This is a genomic window from Streptomyces sp. ID05-26A, from assembly GCF_033794685.1.
Taxonomy (GTDB): Bacteria; Actinomycetota; Actinomycetes; order Mycobacteriales; family Pseudonocardiaceae; genus Lentzea.
Genome location: NZ_JARAYZ010000006.1, coordinates 155,407 through 179,549, shown reverse-complemented (window position 1 = coordinate 179,549; position 24,143 = coordinate 155,407). Strand labels below are relative to the sequence as shown.

General features: G+C 69.7%; 19 protein-coding genes. 12 read left to right on the top strand and 7 right to left on the bottom strand.

What is annotated here, in order from left to right; genetic code table 11:
- Positions 1-35: 35 nt before the first annotated feature.
- From PV646_RS38240 to PV646_RS38225, 4 genes are read right to left on the bottom strand one after another with little or no spacing between them, the layout of a single operon-like run.
- On the bottom strand, positions 36-662 hold the full coding sequence (locus PV646_RS38240; protein ID WP_500347278.1) for a GTP pyrophosphokinase: 627 nt from the start codon (positions 660-662) through the stop codon (positions 36-38).
- 25 nt (positions 663-687) lie between these two features.
- Complete coding sequence (locus PV646_RS38235; RefSeq protein WP_500347277.1) at positions 688-1,659, bottom strand: D-cysteine desulfhydrase family protein; 972 nt, start codon at positions 1,657-1,659, stop codon at positions 688-690.
- Positions 1,650-2,510: a cobalamin-binding protein gene (locus PV646_RS38230; protein WP_500347275.1), complete on the bottom strand. Its 861-nt coding sequence runs from the start codon at positions 2,508-2,510 to the stop codon at positions 1,650-1,652. The genes PV646_RS38235 and PV646_RS38230 overlap by 10 nt, the downstream gene beginning before the upstream one ends.
- Position 2,511: 1 nt before the next feature.
- On the bottom strand, positions 2,512-3,042 hold the full coding sequence (locus PV646_RS38225; RefSeq protein ID WP_500347273.1) for an NUDIX domain-containing protein: 531 nt from the start codon (positions 3,040-3,042) through the stop codon (positions 2,512-2,514).
- A 178-nt stretch (positions 3,043-3,220) separates the two neighbouring features.
- Between PV646_RS38225 and PV646_RS38220 the strand changes: the two genes are divergently transcribed.
- Both PV646_RS38220 and PV646_RS38215 read left to right on the top strand, forming a co-directional pair.
- Entirely contained in the window at positions 3,221-3,571 is a 351-nt protein-coding gene (locus PV646_RS38220; RefSeq protein ID WP_500347271.1) for a hypothetical protein, read from the top strand.
- Between the two features lie 70 nt (positions 3,572-3,641).
- Complete coding sequence (locus tag PV646_RS38215; protein ID WP_500347269.1) at positions 3,642-4,643, top strand: hypothetical protein; 1,002 nt, start codon at positions 3,642-3,644, stop codon at positions 4,641-4,643.
- On the opposite strand, the gene PV646_RS38210 is transcribed toward PV646_RS38215, so the two are convergent.
- Positions 4,633-5,976 (bottom strand): IucA/IucC family protein, encoded by a 1,344-nt coding sequence (locus PV646_RS38210; protein WP_500347267.1) that lies wholly within the window; start codon positions 5,974-5,976, stop codon positions 4,633-4,635. The two genes, PV646_RS38215 and PV646_RS38210, sit on opposite strands and share 11 nt — an antisense overlap.
- A gap of 22 nt (positions 5,977-5,998) precedes the next feature.
- Here PV646_RS38210 and PV646_RS38205 point away from each other — a divergent pair, with 22 nt between their 5' ends.
- Positions 5,999-7,438: an IucA/IucC family protein gene (locus tag PV646_RS38205; protein ID WP_500347265.1), complete on the top strand. Its 1,440-nt coding sequence runs from the start codon at positions 5,999-6,001 to the stop codon at positions 7,436-7,438.
- A 78-nt stretch (positions 7,439-7,516) separates the two neighbouring features.
- Positions 7,517-9,193 carry an AfsR/SARP family transcriptional regulator gene (locus PV646_RS38200; RefSeq protein ID WP_500347715.1) on the top strand — a complete coding sequence of 559 codons (1,677 nt, stop codon included), beginning with the start codon at positions 7,517-7,519 and terminating at the stop codon, positions 9,191-9,193.
- Between the two features lie 94 nt (positions 9,194-9,287).
- Here the strand turns inward: PV646_RS38200 and PV646_RS38195 are convergent, their stop codons facing one another.
- Together PV646_RS38195 and PV646_RS38190 are read right to left on the bottom strand one after the other, a co-directional pair.
- Positions 9,288-10,721, bottom strand: a complete 1,434-nt coding sequence (locus tag PV646_RS38195) for a WGR domain-containing protein (protein ID WP_500347263.1) — start codon at positions 10,719-10,721, stop codon at positions 9,288-9,290.
- Positions 10,722-10,787: 66 nt separating this feature from the next.
- Positions 10,788-11,759 (bottom strand): LacI family DNA-binding transcriptional regulator, encoded by a 972-nt coding sequence (locus PV646_RS38190; RefSeq protein WP_500347261.1) that lies wholly within the window; start codon positions 11,757-11,759, stop codon positions 10,788-10,790.
- Between the two features lie 144 nt (positions 11,760-11,903).
- Between PV646_RS38190 and PV646_RS38185 the strand changes: the two genes are divergently transcribed.
- From PV646_RS38185 to PV646_RS38150, 8 genes are read left to right on the top strand one after another with little or no spacing between them, the layout of a single operon-like run.
- Positions 11,904-13,781, top strand: a complete 1,878-nt coding sequence (locus tag PV646_RS38185) for a glycoside hydrolase family 127 protein (RefSeq protein WP_500347713.1) — start codon at positions 11,904-11,906, stop codon at positions 13,779-13,781.
- Positions 13,782-13,812: 31 nt separating this feature from the next.
- Positions 13,813-15,048: an ABC transporter substrate-binding protein gene (locus tag PV646_RS38180; RefSeq protein ID WP_500347711.1), complete on the top strand. Its 1,236-nt coding sequence runs from the start codon at positions 13,813-13,815 to the stop codon at positions 15,046-15,048.
- 3 nt (positions 15,049-15,051) lie between these two features.
- A complete protein-coding gene (locus tag PV646_RS38175) occupies positions 15,052-15,873 on the top strand; it encodes a carbohydrate ABC transporter permease (RefSeq protein ID WP_500347259.1) in 822 nt (273 codons plus the stop codon).
- On the top strand, positions 15,870-16,658 hold the full coding sequence (locus PV646_RS38170) for a carbohydrate ABC transporter permease (RefSeq protein ID WP_500347257.1): 789 nt from the start codon (positions 15,870-15,872) through the stop codon (positions 16,656-16,658). Before PV646_RS38175 ends, PV646_RS38170 begins: the two co-directional genes overlap by 4 nt.
- A gap of 58 nt (positions 16,659-16,716) precedes the next feature.
- The gene (locus tag PV646_RS38165) at positions 16,717-17,490 is read left to right on the top strand and encodes a hypothetical protein (RefSeq protein ID WP_500347709.1); all 774 of its coding nucleotides are present in this window, start codon (positions 16,717-16,719) and stop codon (positions 17,488-17,490) included.
- A gap of 2 nt (positions 17,491-17,492) precedes the next feature.
- Positions 17,493-19,919 (top strand): glycoside hydrolase family 127 protein, encoded by a 2,427-nt coding sequence (locus tag PV646_RS38160; protein ID WP_500347255.1) that lies wholly within the window; start codon positions 17,493-17,495, stop codon positions 19,917-19,919.
- A 9-nt stretch (positions 19,920-19,928) separates the two neighbouring features.
- Complete coding sequence (locus PV646_RS38155; RefSeq protein ID WP_500347253.1) at positions 19,929-21,332, top strand: glycoside hydrolase family 43 protein; 1,404 nt, start codon at positions 19,929-19,931, stop codon at positions 21,330-21,332.
- Complete coding sequence (locus tag PV646_RS38150; RefSeq protein ID WP_500347251.1) at positions 21,311-24,118, top strand: discoidin domain-containing protein; 2,808 nt, start codon at positions 21,311-21,313, stop codon at positions 24,116-24,118. Before PV646_RS38155 ends, PV646_RS38150 begins: the two co-directional genes overlap by 22 nt.
- Positions 24,119-24,143: the final 25 nt, after the last annotated feature.

Sequence of the window (24,143 nt, the reverse complement as noted above, 5' to 3'; positions counted from 1 at the left end):
CTTGATCGCGGTGTGGCAGCCAACGGGCCGCACCGCTAGTCCTGGTGGATGCGCCGGTGGAGGGACTCCATGCGTTCGTCCAGCTGCGCCGCGATCATCGCCGTCGACATCAGCTCGCCCACGAAGTCCGCGGGCGGGCTGTCGTCGTACTTGTAGAACAGCTTGTGCTCCAGCGTCGCCCAGAAGTCCATCGCGATGGTGCGCAGCTGCAACTCGACCTTCACGTGCTCGACGCGGTCCGACAGGAACACCGGGATCCGCACGATCAGGTGCAGGCTGCGGTACCCGTTCGGCTTCGGCTGCGCGATGTAGTCCTTGGTGTGCAGGATCTCCACGTCGTGCTGCCGCGCCAGCATCGCCTTGACGCGGTAGACGTCCGAGACGAACGGGCAGATCACCCGGACGCCCGCGATGTCGTCGAGCCAGTCGCCGATCGAGTCGAGGTCGAGCGGAAAACCCTTGCGGCGCAGCTTTTCCAGGATGTTCTCGGGTTTTTTCACCCGATTGGTGATGTGTTCGATCGGGTCGTGCCGGTGGACCGAGTCGAACTCCTCACTCAGGATGCGGAGCTTCGTCATCAGCTCCTCGATCGCGAACTTGTAGACGAGCAGCCGTCTTTCGAGGTCGCGCAGTACACCCAGGTGGTCGGCCAGATCGGTCACCACACCAGAGTACTGATCACGGCCGTCAGAACTGCGCGACGGCCTCGGGGGCGTAGCCGTAGAAGCCGGGAAGACCACCTGTGTGGAGGAACACGACCGGCACGTCGCTCTGCGGGGCGATCTCGCGGAACTTCACCGCGGCCTTGCCGGTGTAGACCGGGTCGAGCAGGACGCCCTCGGTCTGGGCGAAGAGCTTCAGCGCGTCCCACATCTCCGGCGTCGGCACCCCGTAGCCCGGGCCGATGGTGTCGTCGGTCACGGTGACGTGGCCGAGCTTCGGGGCCTGTTCGCCGAGGAGGGTGGCGGCGGCCGCGGCGAGCGTGCGCAGTTCGGCCTCGGCGTCCGCCGCGGTGTGCGAGACGCTCGCGGCGTGGACGGTGCCGCCCCAGCCGAGCAGTTCGGTGCCCAGCGCGATGCCTGCGGCCGTGGCGCCGCTGCCGTCCGGGACGACGATGGTGGCGTGGTCGACGCCCTGGTCGTGGAGCTGGCCGACGAGCTCGACGGCCGCGGCGACGTAGCCGAGCGTGCCCAGGCCGTTCGAACCGCCGACGGGCAGCGTGACGGCCCTGTCGTGGTTGATCTTCTCGTAGGCATGGACGGTCTCGTCGGCGTCCGCGCAGACGTGCACGTTCGCCCCGAACATGTGGTCCAGCACGACGTTGCCGGACCGCTCGTAGGCGTCGCCCTCCATCGGCACCTTGGCCGTCAGCACGAGTTCGCAGCGCAGGCCGAGCTTCGCGCACGCCGCCGCGGTCTGACGGCCGTGGTTGGTCTGCAGCGCGCCGAACGTGATGATCGTGTCCGCGCCCTGCTCGATCGCCTGGCCCAGCAGGAACTCGAGTTTGCGCAGCTTGTTGCCGCCCGCGCCGAGGCCGTTGACGTCGTCGCGCTTGATCAGGACCGGCGGGCCGCCGAGCGCGGCCGTGAGCCTCGGAGCGGCTTCCAGCGGCGTCGGCCAGTTGCCCAGGGACACTCGGGGGAACGCGCTCAGATCCATGGGGCGAGCTTAATCGCCTCGTGTTCGGAGGGGGCGCCCCCGATTCCGTGCAGGACGTGGGCGAGGACCTCGATGCCGCGCACGACGCGGGGGCCCGGCCGGTTGAAGTACGACGGGCCGTCCAGCACCCACGTTTCGGGGAGCTCCTGGTCCGGCAGCTCCCGCAAGGTCCGCTCGGGTGGGAACCCGCACGGCATCAGCAGCACCACGTCCGGCTCGGCGGCGTGGACGGTCTGCCAGGTGATGGGCCTGGTGTGCTCACCCTTCCCGGCGATCAGCGGGACACCACCGGCGAGCGCGATCTGCTCGGGCACCCAGTGCCCGGCGGGCCACACCGGGTCGAGCCACTCGATCGCGGCGACCCTCGGGTGGGTCAGATCCCGGGTCTGCCGCTCCACCGCGTCGATGCGGTGTTTCAGGGCCGCGATCTTGTCCGTGCTGTCGACGCCGAGCACGTCGCCCACGGTCCTCAGGCAGCCGAGCACCTCGTCCAAAGTGGAAGGTTCGAGACTGAGCACCTGGGGTCCGACGTCCATCAGCCGGACCGTGTCGGTGACCTTGCGGTAGGAGATCGCGCAGACGTCGCAGAGGTCCTGGGTGAGGATCACGTCCGGCTCGAGGTCGTTCAGCAGGTCCGCGTCGAGCCCGTAGAGCGACGAGCCGTGGTGGACCGTCGAGTTGATCTCCCTGCTGCTCAGCGCGTTCTGGTCGATCCCGGTGCTCGTGACGATCGGGACGGTCGCGATCTCCGCCGGCCAGTCGCACTCGTGGGTGCGTCCCACCAGGTTCCCGGCGAGGCCCAGCTCGGCGACGATGTCGGTGGCCGCGGGCAGCAGCGAGACGATCCGCACCCTAGACCTCCCTGCCGAACTCGGCGTACCGCGTGGAACCGCTCTCAAGGGCGCTGAGAGCGAGCGTGAGGCGCCGGTGGAGTGACGGGTAGATACGGGGCTCCGCCTCGCTCAGCGCGAGGTACAGGACGCCTTCCAGCTCCGGATCGCACGCCACGGCACCGTCCACGACGCCACCGTCGAACACGAACTGGTGGCAGTCGCGCCAGACGCCGTTGCGCGGCGTCCAGTCCACCACCAGCAGCCGTCCCAGTGGCACGGTCAGGCCGAGTTCCTCGTGGATCTCCCGCAGCGTCGCGGCCTTGGGCGACTCGTCGTCCTCGGTCATGCCGCCGGGGATGTCCAGCACGGCCTTGTAGGTCGGCACGACGAACAGCACTCGTCCGGCGGAGTCGCGGATCAGCGCGCCGCCCGCGGACGTCTTGGTCGGCCTTCGGGACGCCACTCCGGGCACGTGCTCGAGTTCGGCCGGACCCTCGTCGAGAACATCGGCGGCGAATGATGCGGGGTCTCCCGCGTGCAGTGCGGACACGAGCCGATGATCACACCACCGAGTGAATCGCGCACGCGTTGTGCACGGGTTTCGCACTGGTGGGCGGATGTCCGGAAGATGACGGTCTGCAACCAAACGATCGGGGAGTACGCTTGGGTCTGTAACTCCGTGCGATCAATCGCCGATGTCCACGGCAGCATCGGTGGAGGTGACGCCAATGGGGGCAAGTGGTGCCGCCCAGCGCAGACGTGACGGTGGTTCGGCCCCGTGGTCGGTGGTCGGTCTGACCGTCGTGTTCGTGGTGGTGGCCCAGGTCCAGTTCGCCATCGCGATCGCGGAGATGGTCCTCTGGCCTGCCGTGGTCGGGGTGCTGCTGCTGGCGGCGGCGGTCGCGTTCGTGAAGACGGCGCGCAGGCTGCGTCTGGACGACAGCGACCTGTACGAGGCACCGCCCGAGGTGGCCAAGCCGCTTCCGGTCGAGCACTACGAGAGCCACGTCGACGCCGACGGAAGTCTGGCACGCGCGGTCGGCGAAGTCGTCCACGCGTCACGGCGCTGGCGGGCCTGACAGCCTCACACCGCGGAGACCGGGCCACGGGTGGCCCGGTCGTCTCGCCATGTCACCGGGAACGAGGCTCATGCCGACGTCGGCGCAGTGGCTCGAAGTGCGCGCTCACCTGCTGGAACACCGCCACGCACTGGCCCTGGAGGCCGTCTCGGAGTATCCGGGCCTGGCCAGGGTCGCGGGCACGCCGCTGCTGACGTCACCGGACTGGATGCCGTCCGCTCCGGTCCCGCTGGCCGATCTCTCCCTCACGCTGACGGACTCGCCGGCGTTGCCCGACCTGCCCGTGACCGCGCTCCCGGACGGGTTCGGCCGGTACTCGGAGGCCATGGCCGCGCTCGCCGCGCCGGCCGTGTTCCAGAACCGCGAGACCTACCGGTTGCTCGGCTTCACCGGCCGGCACCTGACGTTCGGGCTCGGCACCTACTTCGACGGCATCGACGTCGGGGAGGCCTGCGCGCACGAGTACGCGGGGCGGGCCGGCGGGTTGCCGTTGCGAGCGGCGGTCGGTGATCCGTGCGACCCGCGCCGACGGCCGGTCAACGTCGCGATCAGCACGCTGACCCTGCGCCACGACGAGGTCTCCGGCGAGGCGACGTTCTTCCTGCACTGGCGTGACCCGTTGCGTGTCGGGCACGCGGGCGGGATGTTCCAGGTGCTGCCGGTCGGGGTGTTCCAGGGTTCGACCGACGCCGACTTCTCGTTGTGGCACTGCATGATCCGCGAGTTCGCCGAGGAGATGCTCGGGGCGGAGGAGATCCACGAGGCCGACTACGAGGCCTGGCCGTTCGCCACGAGTCTCACGGCCGCCGCCCGCGTGTTCTACCTCGGCATGGGCGTGGACCCGCTGACGTTCGCCACCGACATGCTGACCGTGGCGGTGATCGAGGCCTCGCGGTTCGACGAGCTGTTCGGTGATCTGGTGTCGCACAACGACGAGGGCCGGGTGTTGCGCGGGCTTCCGTTCACGGTCTCGAACGTCGAGAGGTTCGTCCACCACGAGCCGACGCAGGCCGCCGGTGCCGCACTGCTGGCGCTGGCCTGGCAGCACCGGTCGGACCTGCTCAAGGCCTGAACGGGTTCGGCAGGTACGCCCACTTCGTCGTCTTCGGGTCGAGTCGCATCAGCGTGAGTGGCTTGGCGGGCAACGGGTCGTGCAGCAACGCGTGCCGGTCCGGCGTGTCCGGGACCGTGCGCGCCACCACTGCCCACAGGTCGGCGGCCGGGGCGTCGAGCCGGTCGACCAGTCCCGTCAGCGCGGTCGAGAAGAACGTGGCGAACGTCTTGGCGCGCAACGCTTCCGGGCTCGCGTGCAGGCGGGTGGGCAGATCGGCGCGCGGGCTGACGCGGATGTCGGCGAGGTCGCGGTAGATCACCCGGCTCGGCCTGCCGTTCACGAGCCCCACCACGAGGTTCTGCTCGTGCGCCTCCAACGCCACACCGCGCGCTAGCAACGTCATCAACGGTGGCACGGTCAGTTCGGCGAACTCCGCGATCCACCTGATCGGATCGGGGACCTGCTCGGCGGTCAGCGCGGCCAGGGGCAGCAGGGTTTCGCCCTCGCGTGGCACGGGTTTGTCGCGCAGGACCACGCCGAGCCGCCGGTCCGGCTCGCCGTTCGCCAGCACGGCCGCCGATGCCCTGTTGTGCTGCAGTTCGATGCCCTCGACGGTGACGCTCAGGAAGTCCGAGACCGTCGTCGCGGTCGCGATCGACTCGCCGGAGATGTCCCGCACGGCCGAGGTGATCTGGGCGCTCAGCGTCGTCTTGACGTGCCAGTCGCCGGCCGAGAGCGTGCGCAGCGCCATCAGCGGGTGCGCGTCCAGGGTGCCGGTGGTGGGCACGTTCAGCCGGTCCGCCTGCCACGGGTGCACCGGGAGCAGGATGCGCTCGCCGTCGCGGAGCTCGTCGGGCCAGTCGCCGAACACCACGTGGTGCGCGGCCGGATGCAGCCGGAGCCGGACGACCGGGCGGTGCTCGGGGCCGTACGCGAGGTGGTCGGCGGCGGTGAACCCGGTGCGGTTGCGGCAGCACGGGTGCAGCGGATGGCCGTCGACGACGCTCTGCTCGTGCTCCTCCAGCGACCTGCTCGGGAACGGGGTCGTGAGCGGGCTCGCCGTGCGGGACAGGGCCAGTCCGGCGACGCTGTGGGCGACCTCGGTGACGAGGCTCTCAGCGCGGCGCCAGCGCAGTGCGGTGAGGAGGTCGACCGGGTGGAGGAACTCGGCCGGATCGACGCTGACCTGGGGCAACGGTTCGATCGCGAGCGCCCGGCGCAGGCGCGCGAGGATCGCCGCACGGGCTCCCGGCAACGCCTCGGCGAACCTTTCGGCGCGACTTTCGTCCAGTGCGGCGAGGAAGTCCGACTCGACCTGTGTTTGCGTCAGAATGATCTGATCCTGACACATCGCCACAGGGAAGCGGACACCGGTGGAAGCGATCACTGATCCCGACGGCATCACCACGACGGCGCTGCTGAACTGCCTGCGCCGCGAGGTGGGGGAGTGGGCCGACGGCACGATCCGGTTGCCCCGCACCGGCACGGTGCTGCGGGTGCGGGAGGGGCGCTGGCTGTCGGACCCCGAGGTGTTCGCCGGGTCGTGGCAGCCGTTGACGTGGCACGAGCTCGCGGTGCTCATCACCAAGGAGCTCGGCGATCCGCCGGTCGGTTTCCTGGACGAGATCGCGGGTTCGCGGTCGGCCGTCGCCGCCGTGCTCGATGCCCGTGGCGCGCCCCCCGCCGACCTCTACCAGCGTTCCGAGCAAGCGTTGATCGCCGGTCACCGCTACCACCCGGCACCGAAGGGCCGCGGGGGGCTGCCCGCGTCGGAGTGGCTGCCGTACTCGCCCGAGGTGCACGCCCGGTTCTCGTTGGCGCACCTGGAAGGCGCGTTTGACGACGACGGCGACGTGCCGTTGCCTCCCGGCGTGCTGCCCGCGCACCCCTGGCAGCTCTCCCTGCTGGGACTGGAAGGGGCGGTCACCGGGCCCGAGGTGTGGCCGACGTCCTCGGTGCGCACGGTCTACGACCCGGCCGCCGACCTGTTCTACAAGTTCAGCCTCGACGTGCGGATCACCAACGACGTGCGGCGGTTGTGGGCGCACGACCTGCGGTGGATCCCGCCGCTCGCACGCCTGCTGAGACCGGTGTTCTCCGACATCGCCTCGGTCTTCCCCGGTGCCGCGTTCCTGATCGACCGCGGCTACCGGACGTCACCGGACTCCTTCGAGGGCTTGGCCGTCGTCGTGCGTGACGGTGTCCGGCAGCACGCGCTGCCCGGCGTCACCCCGTTGCTGGCGGCCGGGATCAGCGAGGGCTTCGACGGGAACCCGTTGGACGGCCTGGACGCCGGGAGCGCGCTGCGGTGGTTCCGGCAGTACGTGTCGGTCGTCGTTCCGCCTGTACTGCACGCGTTCTTCGCGCACGGGGTCGTGATGGAGTGCCACCTGCAGAACGTTCTGGTGGGGGTGGACGCCTCGGGCACGCCGGTGCAGGCGATCTTCCGCGATCCCGAGGGCATGCGGCTGCTCCCTCGCCACGCCGAACTGCTGTCCTCAACGGACGGACCGGACGGCGCGCGCGGGGTCTCCGAGGCGAAGGGCTGGGAGCGGCTGCGGTACTGCCTCGTCGTCAACCACCTGATCGAGATCGCCGGCGCGGTGCTCGACCGGCACCCCGGTCTCGACGTGTGGGCGGAGGCACGGGCCGTTTTCGTCGGTTACGCCCGTGATCACGGATGTGAGCAGGTCCTGTCGTTGCTGGCAGACCGGTTCGTGCCGGCGAAGGCCAACCTCCTGCTGCGCTGGACGCGCGCGGAGGGCGCCGCGAGCCGCTACGTCGACTGCCCGAATCCGTTGCGCCGGGAATAGCTCCTTTCGTTGCAACCGGCACGGCAACCTGGACGCACCCTGCCGCGTGAAGGATGCGTGCTGTGTCTCTTGGGGGAAGTGAGCGCGGGCTCGGTGGACCTGGGTGCGCCCAGGCAGCGGTGCGTGCTGGCGGCGCTCGCGGTCGACGCGGGAAAGGTCGTGCCGGTCGACCGGCTGGTGGACCGGGTCTGGGGTGCCGACGCGGCACCGCGGGCACGGACGACCCTGCACAGCTACGTGTCACGGCTGAGGCGGGCGGTGGCCGCGATCGGCGGGTTGGCGATCGAGCACCGGTCGGGCGGGTACGTCCTGACCGGGGACGCGATCGACCTGCTGAGGTTCCACGACCTGCGCGCGCGGGCCAGGGCCGGTGACGCGACCGGGCTGCTGACCGAGGCGCTGGCGTTGTGGCGGGCGGAGGCGCTGACCGGCCTCGACGGCGAGTGGGCGCGGGAGGAACGCGACCGCCTGGAACAGGAACGGCTGGCGGTGTCGCACGAGCTGGTCGACGCGCGGCTGGCGGCCGGTGAGGGCGGGGAACTGGTCGCCGAGCTGTCCGCACGGGCCGCGTGCCATCCGTTGAACGAGCGGGTGGCACGCCAGTTCCTGTTGGCGCTGCACCGGTCCGGGCGCAGCATCGACGCGTTGGAGCACTACCGGCACACCTGCGAGCGGCTGCGGGCGGAGCTGGGTACCGGGCCCTCGTCCGCGTTGCGTGAGCTGCACCAGCGGATCCTCGTCACCGATCCTCTTCTCGTCACGCCGGTGGTCCCGGTGGTGCCGCGGCAGTTGCCCCCGGAGCCCACGACGTTCGTCGGCCGGCAGGAGGAACTGGGTCGCCTCGACGCCGCGACCGCGGTCGTCTCGGCGATCGTGGGCACCGGAGGCATCGGCAAGACCAGCCTCGCGTTGCGGTGGGCACACCGCAACGCCGACCGGTTCGCCGACGGCCAGTTGTTCATCGACCTGCGCGGCTTCTCCCCGGCGGAGGAGCCGATGGACGCCGGGGAGGCGCTGGGAGGCCTGCTGCACGCGCTGGCCGTCGACCCCGGCCGCATCCCCACCGGCACCCACGCCCGCTCGGCGTTGTTCCGCTCGCTCGTCGCGGGCAGGCGGATGCTGCTGGTGCTCGACAACGCGGCGAGCACCGACCAGGTCGTGCCGCTGCTGCCCGGCACCGAGCTGTGCCGGGTGGTCGTGACGAGCCGCAACCGGTTGCCCGGCCTGATCACCCGGTACGAGGCCGAACACCTGGTGCTGACCGAACTCGGTGACGCCGAGTCCCGCGCCTTGCTCACCGCCCGCCTCGGCGCCGGACGCCTGGAGGCCGAACCGCTCGCCGCGGCTCAGGTGATCGCGATGTGCGGCGGGTTCCCGCTGGCACTGAACATCGTCGTCGCGCACGCCCAGATCCGGCGGGGCCTGCCGCTCGCGACCCTCGCCGCCGAACTGCGCGACGCCGTCATCGACGTGCTCGACAGCGAGGAACCCTCCGCCAGCCTCCCCGCCGTGCTGTCCTGGTCGTTGCACGCCCTGAACCCGTTGCAGTGCGCGGCGTTCGCGGTGCTGGGCACCGCTCCGGGCCCCGACGTCGGCGTGGCCGCGGTGGCCGGTCTCCTCGGCGTCGCACCGGCGGAGGCCCGGCAGGTGTTGCGCGCGTTGGAGGAGGCTTCCCTGCTGTGCCAGGACGTTCCGGGCCGATGGCGGATGCACGGGCTGGTGCGCGCCTACGCCAAGCGACTTCTCACCCGCTGACCAGCCCGGCGTCGTCGAAGACCAGCGGACGCCAGCTGTCGGCGCCGGTACGGCCGTGGCCGGGGTCGACGCCCTGCCTCACCACGTCCGCGTCTCACAGGAGGCGCTTGATCTCTCCCCTCGCGCGGTAGAAGCCGCCGCTCGCCGAGGTGTGCATCTCCGTGACCAGGTAGCGGGCGCCGGGGACGCGGATGTCCTTCGGGAACTGCACGGCACGCGCGCGGTCGTAGCCCTCGGAGATCACGTGCACGCGCAGGCGGCCGTTCTCCTGCACGCACTCCACGATGACGCCACCGGCCGGGACGGCGTCGGCCACCACGGTCTCGACCTCGGCCGTGGCCTCGACGCGCTGCCAGTGGTCGGCCTTGATGTCGCTGCGCTGCGGCAGGTCGCCCTGCTCGGCGGCGTGGATGGCCGCCGGGCTCGCGTCGATGCACGCCAGCGAGCCGTCCGTCGTGACGATGTAGAGGCGCTCGTCGCGGTACTGCATGGAGTACGCGGAACCGCAGCCCGTGCCGAGCTTCCACAGCCGGGTGCCGTCGGCGGCGAAGCAGTAGACCGACGAGTGGTTGTCGCCGGCGAAGACGTAGTCGCCGCCCGGTGAGGTGGCGCAGGAGAAGACCGCCGCGTCGCACCGGTAGCGGCCGGTCTCTTCGCCGGTGGCGCGGGACAGGCGGTGGACCCAGCCGCGGCTGGTGCCCGCGAACACCTCCGTCGGCTCCTGCCAGCCGAAGAGGACGGCGCCCGTCGTCTCGGCGTGCCACACCGGATCACCGGTGCGCGCCGCGTAGTGCGTGACGCCCCGGGAATGCCCGTGGAACGCGCCCTCCGGAGCGTTGCGCACCATCCACGCGCTGTCGCCCGTGCTGCGGCGGGACCACTGGAACTCGTCCTCGTGGTCGACGATCGTGATGCCGCCCTGCCGGTCGGACACGCCGAGCACGCCGTCGTCGATGTCGAGCCAGTAGATGTCCACGTCGGTGGCGATCTCGTACGCGACGCGCGGGACCTTGCCGCCCAGGTCGTACACGCGGCCGTCGTCGCAGCCCGCGTAGATCCAGAAGTCGTCGGCGACGATGCACTTCACGCCGTCCGGCAGGCCGTAGCGGCCGGTGACCTGGCCGTCGTGCGCGAGCGTGAAGACGTCGCCGCGCTCGTTGCCGACCCAGGCCTCGTCCTCGCCGATGAAGATGCCGAACGCGGGCGCGCCGGAGTGGAACCGCCACAGCACCGGGGCCTGCCGCGCGCTGGACCGCACGCTGGTGATCTCGCGCCGGGTGATCGCGCGCCGCTGCCGCCCGCCCCTGACCGCGGGTGCGTAGCCCTTGCGGACCTTCTCGCCGATCTTCTTCTCGGCGGCCGTCACCGCTTTGGCCGTGTCCGCGAACGTGGACTCGCGCGTCGAACCCTTCTCGCCGATGCGGCCGAACGTGATCGTCACCTTCGTGCCGTCGACGACCACCTCGTAGAACTTGTGCGCGCTTCCACTGGACTCGGACAGCTCCAGGTACGTGGTGGCAGCAGCCACGGTCTTCCCCCTCGTGTTGATCAGCTGAAACAGACCGTAGCAAGGGGGTCTGACAATTGTGGGCGGTCAGGCCGTGGACTCCCGGACCACGAGCCGGCACGGCTGCCGGACGACCCCGCTCGCGGGCGCGCCCTCGAGCGCCGCGAACAGGTGGGTCACGGCGGTCGCGCCGAGCTGGTGCAGGTTGAGGTCGATGGTGGTGAGCGGTGGCCTGCAGTCCGCGGCGAAGATCTCCCAGTTGTCGTAGCCGACGATCGCGACGTCGTCCGGCACGCGCCGGCCGAGGTCGGTGAGCGCCTGGGCCACACCGCTCGCGATCTGGTCGTTGCCGCAGAAGATCGCGTCGACCTCGGGTGAGGTGGTGGCCAGCAGGCGGGCGGCGTGGCGGCCCCAGCGCTGGGACCACTCGCCGTGCAGCGGCTGACCACCCGCCAGTGACAGGCCCCGCTCCTCCAGCACGGTGTGGACGGCGGCGGCGCGGTCGCGGGCGGCGCGGTAGTGCTGGGGGCCGGTGATGTGGGCGATGTGCCTGCGCCGCAACGCGATCAGGTGCTCGATCGCGAGCCGTGCGCCGCCGAGGTCGTCGGAGACGAGGCTCAGGTCGCCGGGGTTGCTCGACCGGCAGTACACGTACACCGCGGGCACCGGGAGGTCCGCGGTCAGCGACGGGCGGACGTCGTTGCTGTCCCCCAGGACGATGAACCCGTCGACCTGGCGGGCCAGCAGCGTGCGGATGTGGTGGTTGCGGCGGATGGCGTCGCCTCGCGTGTCGCACAGCAGCACCGACATCTCCAGATTCGACAGGGCGTTCTCGGCGCCCAGCAGGATCGGGATGGCGAACCGGCCGTCGAGCTCGTCGGTGAGCAGGCCGATCGCGCGGGTCCGGCCCGCCACCAGTCCCTGCGCGAGGACGTTGGGCTGGAACGAGAGCTCCGCCGCCGCGCGCAACACGCGGGCCCTGGTCGTCGCGGCGACCTGGGCCCGGTCGTTGATCGCCTTCGACGCCGTCGCGATCGACACGCCCGCCCTCCTGGCCACGTCCCCGAGGGTCACCGCTTCCGAACGCCGCCTGCCCATCGAAATCCTTTCGAACGAGATTCGAGTGCTTGTTCGACGGTTCCTGCTCCTGATGGCGCATTGTCGAAATCGTTTTCGGTCTCCAGAGTGCGTTGTGTGGCAACGATGCGCAACACCCAGTCGATCCGCGGGCCGGTGGTCCCGACCCGTGGCCCCCTCCGTCCACTTGGGACGGACGAGGTGCGCGTCACCGGTGGTTTCTGGGGTGCCCGGCAACGGGTCAACGGGGAACAGACGCTGGTCCACGCGCTGGAGTGGATGGACGCGCTGGGCTGGACCGGCAACTTCGCCACCGTCGGCACCGGGTGGGGGTCCCTGGAACGCAAGGGCCGGGAGTTCTCCGACTCCGAGGTCTACAAGCTCGTCGAGGCGATGTCGTGGGAACACGGCAGGTCACCGAACTCCGTGCTCGACGCCCACGTCGACGCGCTCACGGCCGGGTTCGCCGCGGCGCAGGCGGAGGACGGCTACCTCAGCACCTCGTTCGGCCGCGACTGGCAACGACCCCGCTACAGCGACCTGGCCTGGGGCCACGAGCTCTACTGCACCGGGCACCTGCTGCAGGCCGCGGTCGCACGGACCAGGACCGCTGGGGAAGGGCCCCTGCTGGAGGTCGCCCGCAAAGCCGCCGACCACGTCTGCGACACCTTCGCGCAGGACGGCACCGGTGTCTGCGGCCATCCGGAGATCGAGACCGCGCTGGTGGAACTCGCCCGGTTGACGGGAGAGCAGCGCTATCTCGACCAGGCCGCGCTGTTCGTCGACCGGCGCGGCCACCGCGGTCTGCCCGCGCACGAGTTCGGCTGGTCCTACTTCAACGACGACGTCCCGGTGCGCAAGGCGACGGTCCTGCGCGGGCACGCGGTCCGGTCGCTCTACCTGGCCTGCGGGGCCGTGGACGTCGCGGTCGAGACCGGCGACGACGACCTGCTGGGCGCGGTGGCCGAGCAGTTCGAACGGGCCTGGGCGCGCCGGACGCACATCACCGGCGGCATGGGGTCGCGGCACCAGGACGAGGCGTTCGGTGACGACTTCGTGCTGCCGGCCGACCGCGCGTACGCCGAGTCGTGCGCCGGTGTCGCCACGGTGATGCTCGCGCAGCGGCTGCTGCTGGCCACGGGCGAAAGCCGCTACGCCGACATCACGGATCGCGTGCTGCACAACCTGATCGCGGGCGCGATCGGCGACGACGGCCGGAGTTTCTTCTACTCCAACACGTTGCATCGGCGCATCCCCGCGCAACCGTCGCACAGCGGTGAGCGGCTCGACGTCGTCAGCGGACTCAGAGCGCCGTGGTACGAGGTCTCCTGCTGCCTGCCGAACATCGCACGGCTGCTGGCCAGCCTCTCGTCGTACCTGGTCACCGCCGACGACACCGGGTTGAGGTTGCACCAGTTCGCCGACTGCGACGTCGACACCACGCTGCGGGACGGACGTCCGGCCGGCATCGAGGTGCGCACGTCGTACCCGGAGGACGGAGACGTGGCCGTGCGGGTGACCAGGACCGGCGGACCCTGGTCGCTCACCCTGCGCGTGCCCGTCTGGGCGACCGGCGCGGTGCTCGTCTTGGACCACGAGCGCCGCCCGGTCGCACCAGGAGACCTCGTCCTGACCCGGGACTGGACGCAGGGCGAGGAGTTCCGCCTGGAGTTGCCGATGCGACCGAGGTTCACCCGGCCCGATCCCCGCATCGACGCGGTGCGCGGTTGTGTCGCGGTCGAACGCGGGCCGGTCGTGCTGTGCGCGGAGTCGTGGGGCGAGAACGACCTCGACGCACTGCGGGTCAGCACGGCGGACGACCCGGAGTGCTCGGGCGACGGCGCTGTCGTCCGAGCCAGGTTCGACACCCTCGCGGACACCTCGTGGCCGTACGGCGAGCCGGCGGCCGGACCCGGTGCCGAGGCACCGTTCACGCTCACGCCCTACCACCGCTGGGCCCGCCGGGGCCCGTCCACGATGCGGATCTGGTTGCCCACCGCCTGATCGACGTCTCAAAGGAGAGACTGTGAAAGCGATGCTCGCGGCAGCGGTACTGCTGCTGGCCACCGCCGCGTGCGGTGCGGACCAACCCGGAAGCGCCGACGACGGGGCGACCCTCACGTTGTGGACGCGCGCGGCGACCGAATCGGTGTCCAAGGCCTACGCCGACGCGTACAACGCCTCGCACCGCAACAAGATCGAGGTCACCGCCTACCCCAACGAGGAGTACCCGGCCAAGCTGGCGTCCGCCGCGGGAGCGAAGTCGCTGCCCGACCTCTTCGCCGCGGACGTGGTGTTCGCGCCCCAGTACGCCGCGCAGGGTCTGTGGACCGACGTCTCCGACCGGTTCAAGTCGTTGCCGTTCAAGGACTCCGTGGCACCCTCCCACGTCCGCGCGGGCACCTGGGAAGAGCGCAACTACGCCGTGCCGCACACCATCGACCTGTCGGTGATGCTCTACAACAAGGACCTCTACGCCAAGGCCGGTCTCGACCCCGAGAAGCCGCCGCGCACGCTCACGGAGTTCGCCAACCACGCCCGCAGGATCGACAAGCTCGGCGAGGACGTCCACGGAACTTACTTCGGCGGCAACTGCGGTGGCTGCATCGAGTTCACGCTCTGGCCCTCGGTGTGGGCGGCGGGCGGTGACGTGCTGAACGCCGACGGTCTCAGCGCGAAGATCGACTCACCCGAGATGGCCGGCGTGTTCGCCGTCTACCGCGACCTCTACGACGAGGGCGTCGCGTCACCGGGGTCGAAGGGGGAGCAGGGCCCGACGTGGCTGGGAGCGTTGCAGGGCGGGAAGGTCGGCATCGCGCCCGGCCCGTCGGTGTGGCTCGACGCCATCGAGGCCAAGGGTGTGAAGACCGGCCTGGCCCCGATCCCCGGCCTCACCGGCGGTGAGTCCACGTTCGTCGGTGGAGACGCGATCGGCATCGGCGCCACGAGCACGAAGGCCGAGCAGGCGTGGGACTTCCTGGCCTGGACGATGTCGGACGAGGCCCAGGTCGAGGTCATCGCGAAGCGCAAGGGCGTGCCCGTCCGGACCGACCTCGCGAACAACAAGTACTCCTCGGCCGATCCCCGGCTCGTCACCGCGAACAGCCTCGTGGCCAAGGGCAAGACGCCGTACGCGCGCAACTTCAACGCGACCTTCAACGACCCGCAGGGCCCGTGGCTGACCGTCGTGCGCGGCGCGTTCTTCGGCAACGCCACGAGCGCGCTGATGGCCGGCAACGACGCGATCACCAAGTCGCTGCGGAAGGAGTGACCGGTGCGCAGGCGAGCGGTCACCGGAGCCCTCTACGCCACGCCCGCCGCGGTGCTGGTGGGGTTGTTCTTCGTGGTTCCGCTGCTGCTCGTCGGCTGGATGTCGCTGCACCGCTGGCCGTTGCTCGGCCTGCCCAGGTTCAACGCGCCGGACAACTACACCGGTGTCGTGGACGACGAACTGCTGGCGTCCGCGGCCTGGTTCACCCTGCGGTACACCGTGCTGATCACGGTGCTGCTGTTCGTGGTCGCGTTCGGACTCGCGTTGCTGGTGCAGAACCGGCGCAGGGGCGTGGGGTTCTTCCGGACCGCGTTCTTCCTGCCGATGGCGGTGGGCTTCGCCAGCGCCTCGCTGCTCTTCCTCGGGCTGCTGAGCGAGGAGATCGGCCCGTTCCCGCACACCGGGGACAGCCCGGCGCTGGGATCGGTCGTGCTGCTGGTGCTGTGGCGGTTCGCCGGGTTCAACATGCTGGTCCTGCTGACCGGGCTGCAGGCCATCCCGCTCGACGTCTACGAGGCCGCGCGGATCGACGGCGCGACCCGCTGGCAGACCTTCCGGAGCATCACCGTGCCGATGATGCGGCCGACCATCGCGCTGGTGCTCACGATGATGGTCACCGGATCGCTGCTGGCGTTCGACCAGTTCTGGATCCTCACCAGGGGAGGCCCGGACAACAGCACCACCTCGCTGGTCATGGTGATCTACCGGGAGGCGTTCGTCCGGCTCGACCTCGGGTCGGCGGCGGGCATCTCGGTCGTGCTGCTGGTGCTGCTCGCGGTGCTCAGCTCGGTCCAGCTCGCCGTCCTGCGCAGGAGGTCGGCATGACGAGGACCTACTACGTCACGGGCACCGCGCTCGCGATCCTCTTCCTGTTCCCGCTGGCCTGGAGCGGCTGGGCGTCGATCCGCACGGACACCGGGTTCGGTGTCGAGAACTACGCCCGGCTCTTCACCTCCGCCAACGGCATCCGGCCGGTCCACGTGCTCAACAGCCTGCTGGTGAGCGCGATGACGGTCGGCGGCACGCTGGTCGTGGCCACCTTCGCGGGCTACGCGTTCGGGCGGTTCCGCTTTCCCGGCCGCGACGTGCTGTTCCTGCTGACGCTCGCGATCCTGATGGTGCCGTACGCGACGATCCTGATCGCGTTGTACGTCCTGCTCGGCTGGCTGGGGCTGGAGGACTCGCTGATCGGCCTCAGTCTCGTGCTGATCGTCTTCCAGCTGCCGTTCTCGGTCTTCATGATGCGCAACAGCTTCGAGGCCGTGCCGATCGAACTGGAGGAGTCCGCCCGTGTCGACGGCTGCACGAGTTTCGGCACCCTCGTGCGGATCATGCTCCCCGCCGTCCGGCCGGGGCTCGTCACCGTGGGGCTCTTCGCGTTCCTCACGTCGTGGAGCGAGTTCTTCGCTCCGCTGATCCTGCTCAACTCCACGGACAAGTTCACCGCCGTGCTTGCCGTGGTCAACATGCGAACCGCCAGTCATGGCTCGATCGACTACGCCGCGCTCGAAGCGGGCGTGGTGTTCATGGCCGTGCCGTGCCTCGTGCTGTTCGCGTTCATGCAACGCAGCTACGTCCGGGGATTCACCTCGGGTGCGCTGAAAGGCTGAGGAGGCCGGAGTGAACCGGTTCTGGAAAGGACTTCTGACCACTGTCTTCGCGGCGGCGATGGCGACGAGCGTGGCGGCACCGGCGAGAGCCGACACGTGGAACCCGCCCGCGAACCTGGTCACCCCGATCAACCAGGTGTGGCAGCACGTGGAGAGCACCTACGGGAACCTCTACGGGTTCCGCAACTACGGATGGGACCAGCTGTTCGCCAACGGCGGCTACCTGAACTTCTGCGTGCGCTGGGACTCGCCCCAGCCGGTGACCGCGCAGCAACGCGACGCCGTGCACGCCCAGCTCGCCCGGCAGTACAAGAAGTGGATGGACGTGATGGCGGGGCACAACAACTTCCCGTACGCGTCCGTGCCGATCAAGGTCGTCGGCTGGGCGGTGCGCGACCGCAACCAGTTGAAGTGGAACGACAACTCCGTCGACATCTACGTCAACGACATCCGGGAGAACGCCCCGCAGTGCTCGGAGGGCTGTGGCAGGTTCTTCAACCGCAACGGTTCCTACCCGCGTTGCCCCGGCGGCGTCGCGCGGCACTACGACCAGTCGTTGTGGCTCACCGCCGGCATGGGCGGCGGCGCCGGTGGTGACTGGGGCCAGCGGATCGGCAGCGAGTACTACATGGGCAACCTGAACTCGTCGGACGTGCACATCCTGCTGCACGAGATCGGCCACACGTTCGGCCTGGACGACTTCTACGACTGGACCCCCAGCGGGGTCGGCGGGTTCATCATGAAGGCCGGCAGCTCGACCGTGATCACCGAGTTCGACAAGTGGATGCTGCGCGACTGGTGGCGGCACCTGAAGAACCGGTACGGGTACTGACGATGAACCTCCCCTCTCGACGCGCGGTGTTGCGTGCGGGCGCTCTCGCCGTCGCGGTGACGGCGTTGCCCGCACGCGCACTCGCCGCGGCCCGCCCCGACATCGGGGTGTCGGCGGAGCTGTTCGGTCTCGGCTCGGTGTCCCTGCTGCCGGGGCCGTTCCGGGACAACACCACCCGCACCCACGCCTACCTGAAGTTCCTCGACGCGGACCGGTTGCTGCACACGTTCCGGCGCAACGTCTCGCTCGCCTCCGGGGCCGTCCCCTGTGGAGGGTGGGAGTCACCGTCCACCGAACTGCGCGGGCATTCGACCGGGCACGTGCTGACCGCGCTCGCCCAGGCCTTCGCCGCCACCGGCGACACGGCGTTCTCCGCGAAGGCGGCCTACCTGGTCGAGCAACTGGCGCTGTGCCAGGGCCGGGCCACGTCCGTCGGCTTCAGCACCGGCTACCTGTCGGCGTTCCCGGAGAGCTTCATCGGCCGGGTCGAGGCGCGCGAACAGGTCTGGGCTCCCTACTACACGCTGCACAAGATCATGGCCGGCCTGCTGGACGTGCACCTGCTCACCGGCAACACCCCGGCGCTGACCGTGCTCACCCAGAAGGCGGCGTGGACGGCCTGGCGCAACGGCAGGCTGACCCAGACCCAGCGGCAGAACATGCTCGACACCGAGTTCGGCGGCATGAACGAGGTGCTGGCGAACCTCTACCAGCTCACCGGGGACCCGGCACATCTCACCACCGCGCAGTACTTCGACCACGCCGAGGTGTTCGACCCGCTGGCGCAGAACCGGGACGCCCTGAACGGGTACCACGCCAACACGCAGATCCCCAAGGCGATCGGCGCGATCCGCGAGTACCACGCGACGGGTGCCACCCGGTACCGCGACATCGCGAGCAACTTCTGGGAGATCGTCACCGGCGCGCACAGCTACGCGATCGGCGGCAACTCCAACGGCGAGTACTTCAAGGCTCCGGGCCGGATCGCGTCCGAACTGTCCGACACCACCTGCGAGTCCTGCAACTCCTACAACATGCTCAAGCTCACCTCGCAGCTGTTCCGCGGTTATCCCGGTGACGCGCGGTACTTCGACTACTACGAGAAGGTGCTCTACAACCACCTGCTGGGCGCGCAGAACCCCGCCTCGACCCACGGCCACCACAGCTACTACACCCCGCTGCGTCCTGGTGGCATCCGCACGTACAGCAACGACTACAACGACTTCACCTGTTGCCACGGCACCGGGATGGAGACCAACACGGCCCACGGCGGCCGGATCTACGCCCACTCCGGCAGCACGCTGTACGTGAACCTGTTCATCGCCTCGGCGTTGAGCTGGCGCGGGTTCACCGTGCGGCAGGAGACGACGTTCCCGGAGTCGCCGTCGAGCAGGCTGACCATCACGGGTTCGGGCACGATCGACCTGCGCGTGCGGATTCCGGCCTGGGCAGCGGGAGCCCAGCTCCGGGTCAACGGTGCCTCGGTACCGGTCACGCCCGGCACGTACGCGCGAGTCGACCGCACCTGGTCGAGCGGGGACGTCGTGGAGATCAGCCTCCCCATGACGGTGACGCGGGAGTCCACTCCGGACAACCGCACGGTGCAGGCGGTGCGGCACGGCCCGATCGTGCTGGCCGGCGCGTACGGGACGAACAACCTGCAATCGATGCCCGCGTTGCAGGCGTCGACCATCAGGGCCACCTCGACTCCCTTGCAGTACACGGCGACGGCGAGCACCGGCCAAGTGACGCTGATGCCGTTCTACAAGGTGCACGGGCAGAGGTACTCGGTGTACTGGACGATCACCACCGAGACCTCGCCGTTCGTCGCGCACTACCCGTTCGACGGCAACACGAACGACGCCACCGGCAACGGGCTGCACGCGGCCCTCGCCGGGGGAGCGGCCTGGACGACCGGGCGCACCGGGCAGGCCGCGGACCTGTCCGGCTCCGGCGCCCACGTGGTGCTGCCCGCCGGACTGCTCGCGACCGCGACCGCGTTCAGCATCGCGACGTGGGTGCGGCTGGACACCGTGACGACCTGGTCGCGGGTGTTCGACTTCGGTTCCGGTACTGGGGCGTACGCGTTCCTCACCCCGCTGAGCTCGTCCGGCGGCGCGCGGTTCGCGATCACCACCGGTGGCGCGGGGGCGGAGCAGCAGATCAACGCGCCGGCACTTCCACAGGGCGTGTGGACGCACGTCGCGGTGACGCAGAACGGCGATCTCGGTGCCCTGTACGTCAACGGCACGGAGGTGGCCCGCAACGCGGGCCTGACGGCGAGGCTCGGCAACACCACGCAGAACTGGATCGGGCGTTCGCAGTACGCGAACGACCCGTACCTGGACGGCGCCGTGGACTCGTTCCGCGTCTACGGCCGCGCCCTCAGCGCCTCGGAGGTCGCGAACCTCCATTCCACCGGTACCTAAGGAGAATCGATGCGCGCCACCCTGCTGGGCGCCGCGATCGTGCTGACAGCGGGCGTTGTCGTGGCAACGCCCGCTCACGCGGCCAACCCGATCGTGACCTCGGTCTACACCGCCGACCCTTCCCCTCTGGTCGTCGGCGACACCCTCTACGTCTACGCCGGCCGGGACGAAGCCGCGTCCGGCCAGCAGAACTTCCTCATGCGCGAGTGGCGGGTGCTGTCGACCACCAACGCCTCCACCTGGACCGACCACGGCGCCAAGGCGAACATCGGCACGTTCCGCTGGGCCGGCGCCGACGCGTGGGCCAGTGAGGTCGAAGCGAGGAACGGCAAGTACTACTGGTACACCTCGGTCAACGGCAACGGTGCCGGGTGGATGGACATCGGCGTCGCGGTCGGCGACAGCCCGCTCGGCCCGTTCACCGATGCCAAGGGCGGGCCGCTGGTCAGCGACAGCACGCCGAACTCGTCCGGGCTCAACATCGACCCGACGGTCTTCACCGACGACGACGGCCAGGCCTACCTGTACTGGGGCAGCTACTGGGCTCCCCGCATGGCGAAGCTCAAGCCGAACATGATCGAGCTGGACGGCCCGGTCGTGACACCGCAGGGCCTGACGAACTTCTGGGAAGCGCCGTTCCTGTTCAAGCGCAACGGTCTCTACTACATGATCTACGCGGCGAACGACACGGGCGGCTGCGTCACGAACTCCAGCTACGCCTGCCAGCGCTACGCCACGGCCACCAGCCCGACGGGGCCGTGGACACAGCGCGGCGTCGTGCTCGGCGAGGTCTCGTCGACCACGAACCACGCGGGCGTCGCGCAGTTCAACGGCCAGTGGTACATGGTCTACCACAACGCCCAGGCACCCGGAGGCGGCAACTTCCGCCGGTCGGTGGCCATGGATCTGTTGAACTTCAACGCGGACGGCACGATGCAACGGGTCGTGCAGACGGTGGCCGGCCCGCCGTCGAACCCCGGCACCCCCACCGGCAACATCGCCCCGAGCGCGACGGCGACCACCTCGTACGTGTCGCCGTGGGAGACCCTGGCCGCGGTCAACAACGGCGCGACGCCGTCGAGTTCCGCGGACCGGTCGAACCTCGTCTACGGCAACTGGCCCGAGCAGGGCACGCAGTGGCTCGAGTACACCTGGCCCGCCGCGAGATCGGTCAACCGCACCGCCGTGTACTGGTTCGACGACGACCAGGGCATCGACCTGCCCGCGTCGTGCCGCGTGCAGTACTGGACCGGCAGCGCCTACGCGGATCTGCCCGGCTCCTGCGGGACGGCCGCGAACACCTTCAACACCCTCTCGTTCCCCACCGTGTCCACCACCCGGTTGCGGCTGAGCGTCACCGCGAAGACCGGCTTCTCGACGGGAGTCCTGGAATGGCAAGCCTTCGCCGCCTGACGGCACCCGCGCTGGCCGTCGTGCTGATCACGGGCGGCCTGGCACCCGCCTCGGCCGCGCAACCCATCGGTTTTCCCACGTTCTCCGGGCCGTCGATCCCCGCACCCCCGGCCGGGTACAGCACCGGCAGCACGATGCGGGCGATCTACGACGCCGAGAGCGGCGGCACCGACTTCTGGATGGACCGGCTGCTGGCCCGTCCCGGCAACGACCCGGCCGGCAACTTCCTGATGACCCGCGGCCGCGGGTTGTTCATGTACACCCACAACCCCGGGGTGATCGGCTTCGGAGGCCGGTCGGCCTACTGGGACGACCTCAGCGGCCAGAACGCCTACTCGGTCGCGGTGTCACCCGGCACGTTCACCGAACAGGTCTCCGGACGGGTGCAGAAACCCAGTCACTACAAGGGTGTCTTCACCAGCGGCTCGATCCGCGTCGAGATGACCAAGTTCATCACGCACAACAACGTGGCGGTGACGAACCTCGCGCTCGTGAACACCGGTGGTTCGGCCGCCACGTTGCAACTGCGCGCCACCTCGCCGTACGCGACGACGGCGAGCGGGAACGAGCTGACCGGCAGCCGGCCGGTGAAGAACAACCTCACCACGATCAGGCCGCGCCTCACCGGCGACGGGTTCGCGGTGAACAACGGCGGTCTGAACCGATCGATCACCGTCGGCGCCGGCCAGACGATCACCACCAAGGTCGCCATGGGCTTCCCCACGACCGAGATCCCGGAGTCGTCCACGGAGTACCAGTCCTACCGCGGGTACACACCGGAGACGGCGTTCGCCACCCACGTGCGGGCCTACAACCGTTGGTGGGCGGACAACATCCCCTACATCGACGTGCCCGACGCGGCCATCAAGAAGAACGTGTACTACCGCTGGTGGCTGATGCGCTTCAACCACCTCGACGTCGACATCCCCGGCCAGGACTACCAGTTCCCCGTCTCGGTCGAGGGTGCCACCGGGTACAACAACGCGATCGTGCTGACCCAGCCGATGCACATCGACGACCTGAAGTACCTGCGCGATCCTGTCTACTCCTTCGGTCCGTGGCTGTCCGCCGGGCAGACGTCCAAGGGCGGCCGGTTCATGGACAACCCGGGCGACCCGGAGAACTGGTCGAACTCCTACACCCAGTACATCTCGGAGGCCGCGTGGCGCAGCTACCAGGTCCACGGTGGCCAGCCGTCGATCGCGGCCCTGCTGGCCCGCTACGCGGAAGGTGACGCCAAGGGGCAGCTCTCGTTCTACGACACCAACAACAACGGCGTCATCGAGTACGACTGGGGCGCGCTCACCGGCAACGACGCCGACGCCGTGTCGTTCGACTGGCGCGCGGGGCGGCTGGACCGCGCTGAGACGGCGTACGTGTGGAGCGGAGCCGTTGCGGCCCAGCAGGCCTACGCGCTGGCGGGCAACGCGGCCAAGGCTGCGGAGATGCAGACGCTGGCGGACCGGATCCGGTCCGGTGTGATCAACACGCTGTGGAACCCGTCCCGGCAGTTGCTGGAGCACAAGCACGTCGCCACGAACACGCACGTGCCGTGGAAGGAGATCAACAACTACTACCCGTTCTCGGTCGGCCTGATGCCGAACACCGACCAGTACAAGCAGGCGCTGCGGCTGTTCGCGGACCAGGCCGAGTACCCGGTGTTCCCGTTCTACACCGCGAACCAGCGGGACAAGGCGGCGGCAGCGGCGGCGGGCCACCCCGGTTCGAACAACTTCTCCACGATCAACTCGACCGTGCAGTTCCGCCTCTACTCCTCGGTGCTGCGCAACTATCCGAACCAGTGGATGACCGCGGAGGACTACAAGAAGCTGCTGTACTGGAACACCTGGGCGCAGTACGTCGGCGGCAACACGCAGTGGCCGGACGCCAACGAGTTCTGGGCCGACTGGAACGGCAGCACGATCCAGTACCGGTCGTGGATCCACCACAACATCCTCGGCAGCGGCAACTGGACCGTGGTCGAGGACGTGGCGGGGCTGCGGCCGCGCACCGACGGGCTGATCGAGCTGTCGCCGATCAACATCGGCTGGTCGCACTTCGCCGTCAACAACCTGCGTCACCGCAACACCGATCTCAGCGTCGTGTGGGACGACCCGGCCGACGGCGTGACCCGGTACAACGGCGTCCCGCAGGGATACTCGGTGTATCTCAACGGCACCCGCGCCTTCACGGTGGACCGGCTCACCCGCGTGCTCTACGACCCGGCGACCGGATCGGTCACGCTGCCCTCCGGCGGTTCGGTGACCCACCAGACCGCGGTGGCCGGTGTGCGGGCTCCCCGTGACGTCGTGCAGAGCGGCGCACGAGTGGTCGACGTCTTTGCGAAGGCAGGGGTCGATTTGAACTCGACCCGGCCGAACGTGGCGCAGGGTCCGTCGGCGTCCTACACGGCGTCCGGCACATCGGTCGGTGCGGCCGTGGACGGCTTCCCGATCAACGAACCGATCTGGGGCAGCTCCGGCTCACCCAACACGACCGACTGGTACGAGCTGAACTTCGGCCAGCAACGCGCGGTCACCGAGGCACGGCTGTACTTCCGCGACGACCGGGCGGGCAACCGTTACCGGGCACCGGCCTCCTACCAGGTGCAGTACTGGAACGGCAGCGCGTGGACCGACGTGCCGGGGCAGGCGAGGACACCGGCCTCGCCTCGCGCCAACTACAACCAGGTCACGTTCGGTTCCGTCACCACGCAACGGATTCGCGTGCAGATGACGCACGCCAGCGGTTTCCGGACCGGGCTGACGGAGGTGAAGATCTACTGATGTGCCGAGTGGCCCCGGTGCGCGC